At 45.6% G+C, this 18,144-nt stretch carries 8 protein-coding genes and 1 pseudogene; 8 read left to right on the plus strand and 1 reads right to left on the minus strand.

Going from position 1 to position 18,144, the window contains the following annotated elements:
• A pseudogene (locus tag KG118_RS16290) lies at positions 1-573 on the minus strand (AAA family ATPase); the annotation flags it as partial.
• A gap of 678 nt (positions 574-1,251) precedes the next feature.
• On the opposite strand from KG118_RS16290, the gene KG118_RS16295 reads away from it, so the two are divergent.
• The 8 genes from KG118_RS16295 to KG118_RS16330 all read left to right on the plus strand — a co-directional run bounded on the left by KG118_RS16295 (position 1,252) and on the right by KG118_RS16330 (position 18,136).
• Positions 1,252-3,072 (plus strand): LamG domain-containing protein, encoded by a 1,821-nt coding sequence (locus KG118_RS16295; RefSeq protein WP_117713143.1) that lies wholly within the window; start codon positions 1,252-1,254, stop codon positions 3,070-3,072.
• Positions 3,073-3,152: 80 nt separating this feature from the next.
• The gene (locus tag KG118_RS16300) at positions 3,153-6,212 is read left to right on the plus strand and encodes a SusC/RagA family TonB-linked outer membrane protein (RefSeq protein WP_369834723.1); all 3,060 of its coding nucleotides are present in this window, start codon (positions 3,153-3,155) and stop codon (positions 6,210-6,212) included.
• 6 nt (positions 6,213-6,218) lie between these two features.
• Positions 6,219-7,997 carry a RagB/SusD family nutrient uptake outer membrane protein gene (locus tag KG118_RS16305; protein ID WP_117713144.1) on the plus strand — a complete coding sequence of 593 codons (1,779 nt, stop codon included), beginning with the start codon at positions 6,219-6,221 and terminating at the stop codon, positions 7,995-7,997.
• A gap of 18 nt (positions 7,998-8,015) precedes the next feature.
• A complete protein-coding gene (locus KG118_RS16310; protein ID WP_117713145.1) occupies positions 8,016-11,267 on the plus strand; it encodes a SusC/RagA family TonB-linked outer membrane protein in 3,252 nt (1,083 codons plus the stop codon).
• Between the two features lie 25 nt (positions 11,268-11,292).
• Entirely contained in the window at positions 11,293-13,116 is a 1,824-nt protein-coding gene (locus KG118_RS16315) for a RagB/SusD family nutrient uptake outer membrane protein (protein ID WP_117713146.1), read from the plus strand.
• 36 nt (positions 13,117-13,152) lie between these two features.
• The gene (locus tag KG118_RS16320) at positions 13,153-15,057 is read left to right on the plus strand and encodes an arabinan endo-1,5-alpha-L-arabinosidase (RefSeq protein WP_118324354.1); all 1,905 of its coding nucleotides are present in this window, start codon (positions 13,153-13,155) and stop codon (positions 15,055-15,057) included.
• A gap of 164 nt (positions 15,058-15,221) precedes the next feature.
• Complete coding sequence (locus tag KG118_RS16325) at positions 15,222-16,361, plus strand: aldose epimerase family protein (RefSeq protein ID WP_117713148.1); 1,140 nt, start codon at positions 15,222-15,224, stop codon at positions 16,359-16,361.
• A gap of 32 nt (positions 16,362-16,393) precedes the next feature.
• The gene (locus tag KG118_RS16330) at positions 16,394-18,136 is read left to right on the plus strand and encodes a sodium:solute symporter family transporter (protein WP_117713149.1); all 1,743 of its coding nucleotides are present in this window, start codon (positions 16,394-16,396) and stop codon (positions 18,134-18,136) included.
• Positions 18,137-18,144: the final 8 nt, after the last annotated feature.

Genomic DNA, 18,144 nt, shown 5'->3' on the forward strand with positions numbered 1-18,144 from the left:
TGCGCTTCGGCAAACTCGTGCATTTCCTCTTCAAGATTCTCTTGCAACTCCTTGTCGCTGATTCCGCAAATATCAATGTACTTGTTCCACATTGAAAGGTCATTCAGATTGTTCAGGTCACTGAACACGCTGACCTTGCCAAACTTGGTGACACCCGTCAGCAAGGCAAACTTGATACAACCGTCCATGGTCTTCAGCACTCCGTAGAAAGGTTTCAGCGCATTGCGGTATTCCTTCTGCAACTCCTAAATGGTCATTCAATATTTTGTCCAAACTGTCAGGAGCATCATACTTGCCAATATTCAAGTCAAGATGAAATATGGGATATTGTATCCAGTCTTTCTCCAGCTTCTCAATAGCCAAACCGGTAAACAGCTCCTTCTTCCCTTGAAAATAAGCCTCGAGGGTAGAGATGAGCAAACTCTTTCCAAAACGGCGCGGACGGCTGAGGAAGTAGTAACTGCCTGTCTTTACCAACTGATAAACCAAAGCCGTTTTATCAATGTAGAAATATCCCTCTTTACGGATTTTCTCGAAGTTCTGTATTCCGATAGGATAGATTTTGTTGCTCATATTCTCACGCTTTATGATGACCTTTACATTATTACAAAGACAAAGGTACAAAAAACTATGTCACACACTCTTAAATGGCTACTAAAAATTAAATCCGGCATACTTAGTCAGCCACTCCATGCAAATTGACTCTGAACAATTTTATTTTAGCATTAAATACTCAACGGCTACATTTGAACGTAAGCGTTCAAATAATCACTACTCGTGCAAGAAGTATTCAGCTAACAAGACTTGTTTTGATATATATCATAATTCATTTTGATATACATCAAAACGGATTATCATGTATATAAAAAATAGGGAATATTCTTGAGTTCCAGTTTGCACCTGTGTCCCCCCTATATACAACCCCGGAAAGCAATATAACTTCCGCCTACAATTGCAACTAATTTATTTCATAAGGCAAAGACTGAGCTCATACTTCGCAACAAGCGAGCACAGCAAGCCGGGAAACGTTCTAAGGCAAAAGAAAAAAGCTGGTTTTAATGGTCGCGTAAAAGCAAATACTAAATTTTATAGACATACCATGAATTGACAGCAATAATGTATTTTCTACACTTATTTTTCATTTATCCACCTCTAAAATTCATTTGTCCACCTTTATGCGTACATTTGAACTTAATTTTGCGGCACTACTATGAGAGTAGGATTATTTGTTAAACTATTAATATCTAAATTATGAAAGCAAGAAAGTGGCCGTCGCTGATTATAGCGGCTTTTACAATCCTTTCGCTCGGTTCATGTGAAGATTGGGGACAAATGGACCCGCCTGCAGGTTCCGATGTTTATCCTAAACTTGAACAGGTACTTAACCTGAAGTTCGACGGAGACAGAGTAAACTCCGAAGAAATCCAAACCTTCGCCTATTCCGGAGGCGATGTTCCTTCACTGGTTACAGATGAAAAGATGGGACAAGTACTGTGCCTTGACAACGGATATGCCCGCATATTCAATCCGTATAACAAGGTTAAGGTACAAAATGCCGTATCACTCGTATTCTACGTCAAGCAAGCCGGAACGGCAGAAATGACGGATGAAGACGAAATCGCCGCCTATACACAAGACCTTACCGGCGCCCTCTTTTCTTTTGAAAACCAAAATGGCACTCAACGTATGTTCATCACAGCCAATGGCTGGCTTAGCTATGAGGGTGAAGACGGCAGGTATGAGGCCAACAACCCGAATTCTGCCAATACAGGATTGCTTACCCCCGATGTATGGCACTACGTTGCATTGTCCGTAACCAACACAGGCTACTTTGTATATGTAGACGGCAAAAAAAGAATCGAGCAAAATGTAACCGATTTTGATTTCTCCAAGATTGTACAGTTCATGGCATCCGTACCTTATATATATATGGGATACGGGTCAGATACACAAACAAAGAAATTCTATCTAGATGATGTGAAGTTCTATCGCAATACAATTACAAGCAAGGAATGGACAGATCCGAGAAAACCGGACGGCGGTGAAGAAAGTTCACCTTACATTACTATTGGTAACACAGATTACACTTCCAATTTCTTTGAACCTAAATCAGAACAGCTTGTACGCTCCGGTGACTGTATTTTCCATTACCAGTTCTACAACTACAATAATTCCGGAGACAACTGGAATAACTGGGTATTGGCTGTTACAAACGGAAAAGAATTCGGAGCTGACGGATATGCGGAATACTTTGTTCTCCGTGCCGATGCTTATGGCTGGGGAGATTCTAATTACAATGCCGCCAATATAATCCACGGATTTAATTGGGACACTTTCGTTGCTGATATGCAAGGAGCTTTAGTAGATATGACAATCACAAGAAACGGTTCTAAAATCAATGTCTCAGTAAAAACAAAAACAGCATCCGGTGGGGCTTTGGCAGATTATTCATTTAGCTATGACGGCGTAAGTACTACTGACATAGGTACATTCATTACCGTAGACCATTCCTATATAGAATTGTCCAAAGCTGAAACCTACTACGGAGCAAGTTACTCAACCGGAGATTACAGAATAGGTGCGCAAGATTGCAGCGCAGGTTGGTGGACTGTATTCTCTCAACACACCAAGATAGAAGGTACAAACTCTGCTCTTCGATATCAATTCAAGAACTACACTAAGGGAGACGAAAACTTCAAAAACTGGCTTGTAATCCTCACTAATGGTAAAGACAGACCGGAAAGCGGCTATGAAGAATATCTGGTACTACGTTCCGATGCCTTTGGCTGGGGAGCCCGCTATAATGCAGACAACATGACAAGCGGTTTTGACTGGTCTACTTTTAAAACAGACATGAATGGTGCAGAAGTCGTATTGGAAATCAAACGTGCAGATGGGCGTGTAGATGTAATCTCTAATGTTACAACCGCAGCAGGAAAAGCACTTCCCACTTACAGCATTTATTTTGAAGACTTAGAAGAAAGTGCGGAACTCGGAGCTTTCCTTACTATCGAAGGTGGTTATATTGATATGGAGTCGGTAGTAACTTATCCATTTATAGATGTGGAATAATCTTTAACTGATATATGTATATGAAAAATAACAAAACAAATCATAAAGCGTGTGGGAGCACATTTTCCCGCTTGCTGTTGATGCTTGCCCTGCTTCTGACCGGACAAACCCTCTTTGCCCAGTCCAAGCAAGTAACAGGTGTCGTAAAAGATGCCACCGGCGAAACCGTTATCGGCGCCAGTGTATTGGAAAAAGGAACCGCCAACGGTGTAATCACAGATTTGGACGGTAACTTCAAGCTGACTGTAAGCAAGAACAATGCCATTCTGCAAATATCATATGTAGGCTACCAAACACAGGAAGTCAACGTGAGCGGAAAGACTTCTATCATCGTTACCCTGAAAGAGGATTCCGAAATGCTGGAAGAAGTTGTCGTAGTAGGTTACGGTGCGCAGAAGAAAGAGAGTGTGGTAGGTGCTATCTCACAAGTGTCTTCCAAAGACCTGCTCTCTACTCCCGCTGCCAATGTATCGCAAGCTATTTCCGGTAAAATCTCCGGTGTGATTACCTCACAAACTTCCGGTGCTCCGGGTGCTGACGATGCGCAGATTTACATCCGTGGCCGCGCAACCTTTGCAGGCGATGCACAGCCGCTTATCTTAGTGGATGGTGTAGAACGTGCTTTCTCCCAAATAGCACCTGATGATATCGAAACAATCTCTGTATTGAAAGATGCCTCGGCAACTGCCGTATACGGTGTGCGTGGTGCAAACGGCGTTATGCTGATTACCACCAAACGCGGTAAGGAACAGAAACCGGAAGTAAGCCTCACTGCCAACTGGCAGATTCAGAGCCCTACCCGCACAGATACTTACCTCGACTCTTACCAGTCGGTAACCTTGCTGGAAGAAGCCTTGAAAAACGACGGACTGAGATCGCAATACAGCACCAATGACATCGAGATGTTCCGTAAATCATCAAACGGTGAACTAAGCGGCATTGACGCCATGCTTTATCCTAATGTGAACTGGTACGATGAAGTACTCCGCAGTACAGCACCCGCCCAACGCTATAACGTAAGCATCCGTGGCGGTACGAAGCGTATGCGTTATTACGCTTCCGGCGAACTCTACGACCAGCGTTCATTGGTAAGAAACCTTAGCAACGACAGATATGGCAACAGTTCAAGCCCCAGCTACCGCCGCTATGCTTTCCGTGCCAATACCGACTTCTTCCTGACCAAAGATCTTACGTTCTCCGTAAACTTCGGTACTCGCTTTGAAGAACGCAGAGGATCCAATACCGATGAAAGCAGTAACTACAGCGAAACATTCTACGAACTGAACCATACACCGGGATGGATATTCCCCGTAACTTATGAAGTGAAAAGCGGTGAAAGCACCCGCAGCCTTTACGGAGGTAGTTCGCAATACCAAAACAATATCGTTGCAGCACTTGCCGAAGGCGGTTACTACCGTTCTGTAAACACCATCAACGAAACCAACTTCATCGTTGACTATGACATGGACTGGCTGACCGAAGGACTGAGTGTGAAAGGTATGCTTTCTTTCGACTACGAAAACCTGCACCGCAACAACTACACAAAGGAATTTGCCACTTACGAACTGAACAACCGAAACAATCCGGATTTGTACACCTCGTACAATCAGTTCAACGCAGATACCGAAATGACCAATAGCAGCGAGTTCACTTCTATCTACAAACTTTATATGGAAGCGCAAGTGAACTATGCCCGCAAATTCGGCAAGCACGACGTAACCGCCATGATGCTGTATATGCAAAATGACTATCGCAACAAAGCAGACTTGGCTGCCCGCTATCAAGGTATGGTAGGTCGTGTGACTTATGGCTACGACGACCGCTACCTGTTTGAATTCAACGCCGGCTACAACGGTTCGGAGAACTTCATGCAGGGCAAGCGCTTCGGCTTCTTCCCCTCTTTCTCCGCAGGCTGGCGCATCAGCAACGAGCAGTTTATGGAAGGAACCAAAGACTGGTTGAACAACCTGAAAATACGTGCTTCCTACGGTCAGGTAGGTAACGATGTATATACCAAAAACGGAGTGAAACAACGCTTCCTCTATGAACAGAAATGGAGCCAGATAAGCAACGACTATTACTTCGGAACAACCGGACAAACCGGCGTCTACGAAGCACAGTACCCCAACTACGGAGTAACTTGGGAACGTGCCCACAAATATAATGTAGGTTTGGAATTCGGACTGTGGAACGGAATGCTGAATGGTAACATAGACCTCTTCTACGAAAAGCGTAACAACATCCTGACCGACTACCTGACCCGTCCTGAATGGGTGGGAGTGATAATGGCAGCCGGCAACTTGGGTGAAACCAAGAACAGCGGTTACGAAATTGAGTTGAAACACTCCAATCATATCGGCAATGACTTTACATATACCATAGGGTTGACTTACTCACATGCACGCAACGAAATTATCAACATGGACGAACCCGACTCCAAAACGAGCTATCGTAAACGGGAAGGACATCCTATCAACCAATATTTCGGATTGCAATGCGACGGCTTCATCACCCAAGCCGATATAGACGGCGGCGAACTGCCCATATCCCGTCTGGGAAATGTACAGGCAGGTGACCTGAAATACCGCGACATGAACGGTGACGGCTACATCGACGAACAGGACGAAACATTCATCGGATTCAGCGATATTCCCGAAAATACTTATGCACTGACTTTGGGAGCCAACTACAAGAACTGGGGATTCAGCGTCATGTTCCAAGGTGTAAACCACGTAAGCCGCTACTACGATGCTGAAGCCATGTTTGCCTTCATCAACGGCGGTAAGGTGAAAGAACATCATCTGGATCGTTGGAATCCGGCACAATCGGAAGAATATAATTTGGCTCACGCCAAATATCCGCTGTTGCACTACGACAGTTATGGTGACCACAACCAACGCCAGAACTCTTTCTTCTTGAAAAACGGTGCATTCATGCGCCTTAAAAATATTGAACTGAGTTATACCCTACCCACCATGTGGGCCAAGAAAGTGGGTATGAGTGATTGCCGCCTGTACGTCAACGCCAACAATCTCATTACTTGGGATCATCTTGACGGTCTGACAGACCCTGAAAGCAACGGCTCCAACCGCTACCCGATTATGAAAACCATCAACTTTGGTGTAAACATTAAATTCTGATAGAATATGAAGAAGACATTATTATATAGCATATTTGCCCTGAGCATGGCATCTGCGACACTGACCTCGTGTGAAGATATGTTCGGCGGCTTTCTGGACAAACAGCCCAGTAACGACCTGACAGGCGAAGAAGTGTTCAGTGACTGGAATATGTTGGTACAGTTCCATGCCGATACTTACAATTTCTTCCGCCATGGCGCCAACCGCATTGACGACACTTGGCTGGATGCCGCCACCGACTTGGCGGAAACATCTTACGGAAAAGGAGTAAAGACCTCTTTCAATCTGGGCAACTTCTACAGTGCAGCCGGTGCAAGCGAACTGACTGCCACTTGGGAACATTACTACCGCGGCATCCGCAAATGCAACATGGTTATCACCCGCATTGATGAAGTGCCTAAGAATGCAAGCGACAGTGAATCTAAATACCAATCCGATAAAAAGACTTATGTAGCCGAAGCCCGCTTCCTGCGCGCATTCTTCTACTGGGAAATGTTCCTTCGCTACGGTCCTGTACCTATCGTTACGGAAGTTCTGGATCCGGAAGGCGACCTGCTGAGCAACTACACTACCCGCCCTACCGTAAAGGAATTTGTAGTAGACTTCATTATGAAGGAGCTGAAAGAATGTGAAAGCAGTTTACTGGATTACTCTACCGCATGGGGCACAAGCTACGCCGGACGCGTTTCACAACCGATGGCTAAAGCCTTGTACTCACGTATCGCACTCTATATGGCAAGTCCGCGCTACGCATCCGAATCAGGTATCACGTGGCAGAATGCCGCTGATGCCGCCCAAAGTTTCAAAGATGTTTACGGCGAAAACTTCACTTTATTCCAGACAAGCGGAGCCACTGAAGGAGAAAATTACACCAACGCTATCCTGAGAACCACCTATACAGGTAATAACAAGGAAACAATCTTCTTCCGCAACGATGTGATGATTGGCTGGGCCGGTATCAAAAACGATACTCCTGTAGGTGAAGGCGGAAACGGCGGCCTGTGTCCGTCACAGAATCTGGTGGATATGTACGACATGGCAGACGGTTCTTCTCCTTTTGCCAACTACGATTTGACCGGTGCTCCGGTATATGACAGCAATACAACGTACGGTATCCCTGTTCCTACCATCAATACAGCCAGCGGATATGACGATGCCAATCCTTGGGCTAACCGCGATCCTCGTCTGGCAGCCAGTGTGCTTTATCAAGGCAGAGAATGGGGTAACGGTACTATCAATGTGATATTCGGACAGCGCGACAATCCGATAGGCAACGCCAACTCCACCCCTACCGGTTACTATGTATGCAAATACATACCCGAAAGTATTTTGGGCGCGGAACATTCACAGACATCCTATCGCCTCTGGAGTTTCATCCGCTACGCTGAAATCTTGTTGAACTATGCGGAAGCCATGAATGAAGTGCACGGACCTTGTCAGGAAGTGTACGATGCACTGGATGCAATCCGCCACCGCGCGGGCATCACAGGAAATGTAGCCGACCGCACCGACCTGACTTCATCCAAAGACAAGATGCGTAACTTCATCCACAAGGAACGTACCATAGAACTTGCCTTTGAAGAGCACCGCGCTTGGGACGTACGCCGCTGGAATGTAGCTACCGAAGCTCTCTCACGCGACATCTACGGAGTAGAAGTAGATACAGACGGAACCATCATGCGTAAAATAGCCCAAAAACGTGTATTTGAAGACAAGATGTATCTCTATCCGATACCTGAAGGGGAAGTTTGGAAATCAAACATTGAGAATAATCCGGGTTGGTAATCCTTAATCGAATATATTATGTATACAAAGACAAAACATATAATAAATAAGCTGGCAGGAATCAGCAGACTCCTGCTGTTGGGACTCCTGTTGACAGTGAGCGGCATTGTCCGGGCACAACAGGGTGAACAGACATTAAAGGGCCGCATCGTAAACCAGGAAGGCGATCCCATTCCGGGTGCGGTGATAAATGTTGCCGAACAGAGCCGCATCGCTCTCTCTGACGCAGACGGTTACTTCAGTCTGAAACACGTGAAACCTGCCGACGAACTGAATGTAAGCAGTGTAGGTTACAAGAATACGACTGCCATAGCCGAGTTTAGCGATGACTTCAAAATCACAATGGAACTGGATATCAATGAATACGAACGTACCATGCCGATTCCCTTTACCCGCAAGCAGAAGCGTTTTATGACCGAATCAACTTCCACCGTATCGGGTGAGCAATTGCAGAAGTACCCTATCACAGTGCTTCAAAATGCGTTTAGTTCCAGCGTAACGGGTATGGAAACCTATGAATGGTCCAGCGAACCGGGTTGGACGGAAACCGCCATGTATATCCGCGGTATCCGTACTATGAACGAAAATGCACGCAGCCCGCTGATTATTGTGGACAACGTGGAACGTGACCTCTCATTCCTTGATGCATTCCCCATTGAAAACATCACTGTCCTGAAAGATGCCGCAGCCACTGCCATTTACGGTATGCGCGGTGCAAACGGCGCCATCTTGGTAACCACCAAACGCGGTGAAAGCGGAAAGACCAAGATAGACTTCACACAGGAGGTAGGCTTCCAGATGTTGAGTAACCGAATGGAATCTCAGAATGCCTATAATACGGCACTTACACGTAACCGTGCACGCTACTTGGACGGTTCGGACCCTCTGTTTACCGAAGAACAGATTGAGAAATACCGTCGTGTATCCAACGGAGAACAACTGGAAGGTATAGATAAGTACAAATACTTCAATACGAACTGGTTCGACCAATTGTATCGTGAAGCTGCTCCTATCTACAAGACCAATGTGCAGATTAGCGGCGGTAACAGTCGTGCACGTTATTATGTATCGTTCTCATACTTGCGCCAAGAAGGTATGTGGAACAGCCAATGGACCAAGTACAACGAAAATTACAATACGCAGCATATGCTGAACCGTTACAACCTGCGTTCCAATCTTGACATTGACGTAAACAAGTACTTGAACGTATCACTGGATTTGGGCGGACGTATCGACAATATCACACAGCCTACTACCGGTGTGTTCTCGCTGGTTACTTTCGGCGCTGTGGAAGCCAATCCTCTGGAACCTGTCTACACACCTAACGGTGAACTCTACTACTCTGACACGGCAAAGAACCCAGCTTACCTGTTGGCATCATCCGGTCAGGACAAGAACCGCCGCCGTAACCTCTACTCTACTGTCAATGTAACCGGTGACTTGTCATCATTAGTACCCGGACTGAAAGCGAATGTCATGGTGAGCTTCGATGCCTTTGACGTATTCCAGTCTTACCAGACCAACAGTATCAATACATACAGTTATGACTATACAAACCCCAATGTGGTAGATCCGTCACAGTTTACACTGACGCAGACCAATACTTACAAAGCATTGACCAATCCGGATGCCAACGAACGTGCCAACTACTACAATCTGAACTTCAATGCCGGACTGAACTACAGCCAAAGATTCGGAAAGCATAGCGTTGATGCACGTGCCTTCATCCGCACCTATCAGAACAGAGAGAATGTGCGCGACGCCAATGACCACACACCAAGCAAGCTGTCGTCCAAACGTTACCTCTCCTACAACGCTCAGGCAAACTATGTTTATGACAACAAGTACATCTTTTCAGGCAACCTGTCACGCATGGGTTTTGATGACTATGCTCCGGAAGAGCGTTGGGGAACATTCTACGGTGCATCTCTCGGTTGGGTGGCATCTGAAGAATCTTGGCTGAAAAACAAGAACATCGACCTGCTGAAACTTCGCGCTTCATACGGCCGTGCGGGACAATCGTCTACAGGTGTTGTCAGTGACCGTTACAAGTATCAAAGTACATACGGTGACGGAACAGACTACAGCTTCGGTACTTCCAGCTCCACAATTCAAGGTATTACCGAGACTTTGATCGGTAACCCTAACAATAAATGGGAAATCTCGGACATGGTGAATGTAGGACTTGACTTTGACTTCTGGCACAGAAAGTTATACGGTTCATTCGACGCTTTCAAGGAATGGCGTTCGGATATTCTCGTAACCCGCAGCAATACCCCTGCCATGCTGGGAGCCACCGTATCCAAAGACTCTTACGGTAAAGCCGAATCAAAAGGTATAGAACTGACCATCGGACATCAGAACCGTGTAGGCAAGGTGAACTATTTTGTAGAAGGTATGCTGACTTGGAATACCAATAAAATTACAGAGATGGACGAAACCGAGCCTAACGTGGAATGGCAACGCAAGACAGGAAAACGCATCTTCGACGGCACTTCCGTACAGGGATTGTATGAAAATGTATTTAACAATACTGTAGGCGGTTGGAATATCTACCAGTTCCAAGGCTGGGCCAGCGATGCCAGCCTTGTCGCCACCAGCCAGCAAGACGCTATTGACCATCCTGAAAAATATCCGTATAATACATTTGCCGGCACAACAGGCCAGAAGCTGGGTACAGCCGTATTCAAAGACTTGAACGGCGACCGCCAGATAGACAGCAACGATATGACCCCCAGCGGTTATACCATCATTCCGGAAATCACTCCGTCCGTAACATTCGGTGCTGAATATGCAGGATTCGATGTACGCGCCACCCTGACCGCCTATCTGAACCGTTCCGTATTCCTCTCTCCGTCTATGACTTACTCCATCTGGGGTAACAACAGTACCCACGAGGTAGTCAATACTTGGGGATATTATACAGACGATCCGACAGACCCGCGCAACATCAATGCCAAGTATCCGCGTATCTCTTATTCCGGATTCAACACGGTAGACAGTGACCGTGACACCAAAACCTACCAAAACGACATTTGGGTGGTAAACGGCAATTATCTGTCACTGCGCAACATCGAAGTGGGCTACTCACTGCCCAAGCGATTGCTCGCAAAAGCCGGTATCACCAAATGCCGCCTTTACTTCAGCGGTTATAACCTGTGCAACTGGAGTCACCTGCCCGACAATATGGACCCTGAAAAACCGATGAGTTACTGCTGGTGGTATCCTAAAACCCGCACATTCTCCTTCGGTATCAACGTAGGTTTCTAATCCATGATAAAAAAACAAAACTGAAATGAAAAAGATTAAAGCATATATAGTTGCGGCCCTGCTGATAGCAGGAACCTCCGCCTGCAGCGACTTTCTTGACAAGGAAGTGGACCTGACACTTTCGGATGAACAAGTGTTCAGCAAATATGAAAACACACGCGGTTTTCTGGCAAGCATATACGATTATCTGCCCGATGCATTCAGGGGCTTCAACGACGGGAATTACTGTGCACCACGCGACTGTATGACCGATAACGCAGTCTGCTTCTGGACAAGTAATTATTATAACGGCATTTTGAGTGACGGCTACACAGCCATCACTCATCCCCTCTCTTCCTATTTCTGGGGACGTGATTGCAAAGGTATCCGTATGGCAAACCTGTTTCTGACAAATGCCCGCGAAGACGTAGTAGGTAATTATGACAAAACCGGTGATGACAACCACCTATACGACCGCTACATAGCAGAAGCCAAGATGCTGCGCGCTATCTTGCACTTTGAGCTCGCCTCCTGGTTTGGCGATGCCCCTATCATCGGTGACGATGAAGAAGGAAATCCTATTGTATTCGAGCAAAACGATCCTCGCATGAATCAGGCACGTACCAGTTGTGCGGAAGTTATGAAGTGGGTGGCCGACGAATGTGACAAGATAAAGGATGTATTACCCTTCCGTTACAGCAACGAAAGTGAAAATTGGGGACGTGTCAACGGTGCTTCCGCTTATGCACTGAAAGCAAGAGCCCTCCTCTATCGTGCATCTCCTCTTAACAATCCCACCAACGACCTGACTTGGTGGCAAGAAGCGGCTGATGCGGCTGTTGCGTTCATCACCAAAAACAATACTCAGAACAAGCCGTACAAGTTGTATAAAACAGCTACTGACGATCCTAATCTGAACTATTATGAATGCTTCACGACAAATCCATATTACAACGACGAATATATCTTATCACGTTCTGTATGGACTACATCTTTAATTGAGCAGTATTTGGCTCCTTGCGGATTCAAAGGTACACTGCAATCAAACGGACGTACCAATCCGACACAAAACCTTGTAGATGCCTATGAAACTATCAAAGGACTTCCTATTGATGCCGACAATTCACAATACGACCCGCAGAATCCATTTGCCAATCGCGATCCGCGCCTGGAACAAACTATCTTGCACCATGGCTCAATGTGGGGAGACGAACAGAATGAAGAAAACCGTGCGATAGACGTATCATATCCCGACGGTGCAGACTACGAAACTCAATTTGGCGGTACACTGACCGGCTACTATACCAAAAAGTACTTGCACAACATTGCTTTCGGAGCACAGTCTATCTCCACCAACGCCCATGCTTGTCCTATCTTCCGCTACGGCGAAATCCTGCTGAATGCAGCAGAAGCCATTAATGAAGCATCCGGTCCTGCACAAGCATACCAATATATAAATGAATTGCGTGCACGTGTAGGAATGCCGGCTTATTCAGGTATGACGCAAGAACAGTTCAGAGAACGTATTCGCAACGAACGTCGCATCGAGCTGGTATTTGAAGACCACCGGTTCTTTGACGAACGCCGCTGGAAGCTGTTTGAAGGACAAACACAAAGCAGTGAAACAAACCTGCCCCGCTATAAACAAGTATATAATCTGTATGGGGTCACCATCACCGGTGAAGGGACATCAAACGATCCGACCGTATATACTTACGGTACGGCAAATGCTCACCCAACCCGTACTTTCAACAGCCCGAAGAACTACTACATCCCCATTCCGGACGATGAAATCAAGAAGCTGCCGAACCTGAAACAAAATACAGGCTGGGAGCTCTCTACAAGCTCTACAGAAAGTGCTGCCCAATAAGAACAAGGCCATTACTAATAATTAAAGATTTGAATCATGACCAAACATTATAAATATCTAATCACTCTATTCGCAGCCGCTCTCCTTTGGGGAGCGTGCAGCGACGATGAAGTTGACTACGGGACATCCGGCATCAAAATGGAAGTACCCGCAGCTGCCGATATAACTTCAACAAGTGCTGTGCTCAGTACCGTATTCAATATCCGCGATGATGTGCGCTATACAAGCGCCGGGTTCTGTTATAGCAAAACCGCAACACCTACCATTTACAACTCTACAGTAAAAGGTTCTGTTACCAACGGAATATTATCCGCCACACTCGAGGGATTGGCTCCGCAGACCACTTACCATGTACGTGCCTTTGCCGGTGTATATCAGGGAGACGTGGTTTACTCACCTGAATTCAGCCTTACCCTTGCAGAGGGAACGCTTGATGAAGCGCTCGCTGCTTATGAAGCACCGGCATACGCCGATAACTATAAGAATATTTCCGCATGGACAATGCGCAACCAATGGAACCTTGCCAATGTGCACGACCCTTCTGTAATGCTTGCCGAAGACGGATATTATTATATGTATCAGACTGACGCTTCTTATGGTAATGTACACGAATACGGAGGTCACTTCCATGCACGACGCTCCAAAGACCTCGTGAACTGGGAATATCTGGGTGGAACTATGTTGGAAATTCCTGCATGGGTAAAAGAAAAGCTCAATGAATACAGAGCAACAATGGGACTGGAAGCTATTGCCGAACCATCCTACGGATATTGGGCTCCTGTTGTACGCAAGGTAAAAGACGGCTTGTACCGTATGTACTACTCCATCGTAATAAATAACTATATCAAAACAGGTGCGGAAAATACGGAAGCCGATTTTGATAATTCATGGACCGAACGCGCTTTCATCGGATTGATGGAAACATCTGACCCTGCAAGCAATGAATGGACCGACAAAGGAATGGTAGTATGTTCCTCTTCCGATAAAGGAATGGACTGGACCCGTCCTGCATTGACAGACTGGAATGCTTACTTCAAATGGAATGCCATTGACCCCTCCTACATCATTACTCCGGAAGGTGCGCATTGGTTGATATACGGTTCATGGCACAGCGGTATCGCAGCTATGGAACTGGATGCCGAAACAGGAATGCCGAAACAAAGCTTAGGCGTACCTTGGGCTGAAGGAAATACTCCGGCAGAATACGGACAGATTATAGCAACCCGCGGCAACAGCCGTTGGCAAGCCAGTGAGGGACCGGAAATCATTTACAATGCCGAAACCGGATATTATTATCTGTTCGTAGCTTATGATGCATTGGCTATACCTTACAATACACGTGTATGTCGTTCCAAAAGCATCACCGGTCCATACCTCGGTATTGACGGCGCAAACGTAACTGAAGGAGCTGATATGCTTCCGGTAGTAACCCACCCGTACAAGTTCCAAAACAGCGACGGTTGGGTAGGCATTTCGCACTGCGCTATCTTTGATGACGGTAACGGCAACTGGTACTATGCTTCACAGGCACGTCTTCCGGAAAGTATAGATAACGCCATTATGATGGGACATGTGCGTAGCATACGTTGGACAAAAGACGGCTGGCCTCTGGTTATGCCCGAACGTTACGGAGCTGTTCCGCAAGCAACCGTCACAGAAGAAGAACTGATTGGAAACTGGGAACACATAGACCTGTCCTACAGCTACGAAGTTCAAAAAGAATCAGTAACCATGACACTGGCAGCCGACCACACCGTAACTGAAGGAACATGGAAAGGCAGTACATGGAGTTATGATGCAGAGAATCAAATTCTGACAGTCAACGGTATCGACCTCTACCTGCAACGAGAGGTAGATTGGGAAGCCAGTCCGAGAACACATACTATTGTTTATGCCGCTTATGGAAATAATAAGACCTATTGGGGCAAGAAAATAAAATAAGTATCCTTTGATACACTGAAACAGCTTTGAAATATACAATTTTCAAGGCTGTTTCTTTCTTTTATGTTACATAACATATTAAAGTGTACATCTTACACCAAATAAAAGTGTTACTTTTACACCCGAAAGAAGATAAGAATCTAATTTTCAAATTAAATAACACCATGAAGAATCACATTTTTATTGCCGGAATGGCTACATTAATGTTGGCCGCCTGCGCCCCAAAAAATCAAACGGAACTTACCCTTTCCGGTCTTAACCCGACAAAATTCCAAACTGTAGTGAACGATGCCCAGACCAATCTTTATACCCTAAAGAATAAGTCAGGCATGGAAGTATGTATCACCAACTTCGGCGGTCGTATTGTATCTATTATGGTTCCTGACAAAAACGGTGAGATGAAAGACGTTGTTCTCGGTTTCGACAGTATAGCCGACTACATAAACATTCCAAGCGATTTCGGTGCATCCATCGGACGCTATGCCAACAGAATCAATCAAGGTAAAATTGTGTTGGACGGAGATACGATTCAATTACCGAAAAACAACTTCGGGCACTGCCTGCATGGTGGTCCCAAAGGATGGCAATACCAAGTATATGAAGCCAATCCCATTGATGAAACGACATTGGAACTGACACGAGTTTCTCCGGACGGAGACGAAAACTTCCCGGGTAACCTGACTGCCAAAGTGCTCTTCAAACTGACAGACGATAATGCCATAGATATTAAATACAGTGCCACTACAGACAAGAAAACGGTTATCAACATGACAAACCATTCTTATTTCAACCTGTCCGGTGACCCCTCTAAAGCTGCCACAGATCATATCTTATACGTGAATGCAGACAGCTACACCCCCGTAGACCGCACTTACATGACTACCGGAGAAATAGTGCCGGTGAAAGATACTCCCATGGATTTTACTACTCCCAAAGCAGTAGGCCAGGATATTACCAATTTTGACTTCATACAATTGAAATACGGTAACGGATACGACCATAACTGGGTACTGAACACCAACGGAGACGTAAAACAGCTTGCAGCCAAATTAACTTCCCCCGAAAGCGGTATCAGCTTGGAAGTCTATACTGACGAACCGGGTATCCAAGTATATACAGGTAACTTCTTGGACGGAACCGTAAAGGGCAAAAAAGGTATCGTTTACAATCAGCGCGCTTCCGTATGTTTGGAAACACAACATTATCCGGACAGCCCCAACAAGCCGCAGTGGCCTTCTGTAATCCTGGAACCGGGACAAACTTACAACAGTGAATGTATTTTCAAATTCTCAGTAGAAAAATAACTTTAAGTTTAACACTAAAAACATAAAACAAAATGAACTGGAATTCAAATGAGTTTATATGGCTCGACTGGACAATTCTCATTGTCGGCATTATGGCTGTGATATGGGCTGTATGGCGTGCCGTACAGAAGGACAAACGTATGCAACAAGGAGCAAGCAGTGAAGACTACCTGTTTGGTAAGGGAGAGCCTTGGTACATCATTGGTGCAGCTATTTTTGCAGCCAACATTGGCTCAGAACATTTGGTAGGATTGGCCGGTACCGGCGCTAAGTCAGGAGTAGGTATGGCCCACTGGGAAATGCAAGGCTGGATGATCCTGCTCTTAGGATGGCTTTTCGTCCCTTTCTATCAATTATTAAATAACAAAATGGGCAAAATCATTACAATGCCCGATTTCTTAAAATATCGCTATACACCGCGTACAGGTTCATGGCTTTCCATTATTACGCTGATTGCTTATATATTGACTAAAGTCAGTGTAACAGCCTATACAGGGGGTATATTCCTGGAATTTCTTTTGGGGCTTCCTTTCTGGTACGGAGCTATCGGTTTGATTGTTCTTACTGGTATTTTCACTGTATTGAGCGGAATGAAAGGAGTTATGACTCTTTCTGCTATCCAGACCCCTATCCTGATTATCGGTTCTTTCCTTGTACTTTTCTTAGGGTTATCCGCTTTGGGTGGAGGAAGTATCGCTACCGGCTGGACGGAAATGATGGATCACGCACGCAATGCAATGAACGTAGGTACAGACGGACAAGCTTACGGTGCCAACCATATGTTCCATTGGAGCGAAGCTGACCCGATGTATCAGGAATATCCCGGTTTTTGGGTATTCATTGGTGCTTCCATTATCGGATTCTGGTATTGGTGCACAGACCAACACATTGTGCAACGTGTACTCGGACAACGTAAAGGAGAAGCCAATGATGTGGTTATGAAACGTGCCCGCCGAGGTAGTATTGCAGCCGGTTACTTTAAGATTCTGCCTGTATTCATGTTCCTCATTCCGGGTATGGTAGCAGCTGCTTTGGCTGCCAAAGGAGAATTTGATATGTCCAACACGGATGCAGCTTTCGCTGTTATGGTAAAAGACGTACTGCCTGCCGGAGTAAAGGGCATTGTAACAATTGGCTTCATTTGTGCATTAGTCGCATCATTGGCAGCATTTTTCAACTCTTGTGCCACGCTCTTCACTGAAGACTTCTACAAACCGATGTGCAAGGGAAAGAGTGAAGCTACATACGTGTTAGTAGGTCGTGTGGCTACAGTAGTAGTAGTCATTCTCGGTATGGCATGGATTCCGGTAATGATGAGTCTCGGCAGTCTTTATGATTACCTGCAAGGTATTCAGTCATTACTTGCTCCGGCAATGGTAGCTGTATTTGCTATGGGTATATTCTCTAAACGAATTACTCCGAAAGCCGGTGAAGCTGCTATGATTATAGGATTTATTATCGGTATGGTACGCTTGCTTACCAATATTCTTACCAACACAGGCAAAGATGTTATGTCCGGTTGGTATTGGGAATATACCACTTGGTTCTGGCAGACAAACTGGCTTATCTTCGAAATATGGTTGCTTGTTTTCCTTATCGCACTAATGGTTGTAGTGTCATTCTTCACTCCGAAACCTACCGCCCAGCAGATAGAAGCTATTACTTTTACCGGCAGTTATAAGCAGCTGATTAGACAGAGTTGGAACAAATGGGATGTAATCGCTTCTTTGGGCGTAGTTATTCTTTGTGCTCTGTTCTATGCGTATTTCTGGTAATCAAAATA

The organism is Bacteroides propionicigenes, from assembly GCF_018390535.1.
Lineage (GTDB): Bacteria > Bacteroidota > Bacteroidia > Bacteroidales > Bacteroidaceae > Bacteroides > Bacteroides propionicigenes.

Coding starts and splice junctions, on each gene's coding strand:
- KG118_RS16315 (WP_117713146.1), top strand. CDS start 11,293: ATGAAAAAGATTAAAGCATATATAGTTGCGGCCCTGCTGATAGCAGGA.
- KG118_RS16310 (WP_117713145.1), top strand. CDS start 8,016: ATGTATACAAAGACAAAACATATAATAAATAAGCTGGCAGGAATCAGC.
- KG118_RS16330 (WP_117713149.1), top strand. CDS start 16,394: ATGAACTGGAATTCAAATGAGTTTATATGGCTCGACTGGACAATTCTC.
- KG118_RS16325 (WP_117713148.1), top strand. CDS start 15,222: ATGAAGAATCACATTTTTATTGCCGGAATGGCTACATTAATGTTGGCC.
- KG118_RS16305 (WP_117713144.1), top strand. CDS start 6,219: ATGAAGAAGACATTATTATATAGCATATTTGCCCTGAGCATGGCATCT.
- KG118_RS16300 (WP_369834723.1), top strand. CDS start 3,153: ATGCTTGCCCTGCTTCTGACCGGACAAACCCTCTTTGCCCAGTCCAAG.
- KG118_RS16320 (WP_118324354.1), top strand. CDS start 13,153: ATGACCAAACATTATAAATATCTAATCACTCTATTCGCAGCCGCTCTC.
- KG118_RS16295 (WP_117713143.1), top strand. CDS start 1,252: ATGAAAGCAAGAAAGTGGCCGTCGCTGATTATAGCGGCTTTTACAATC.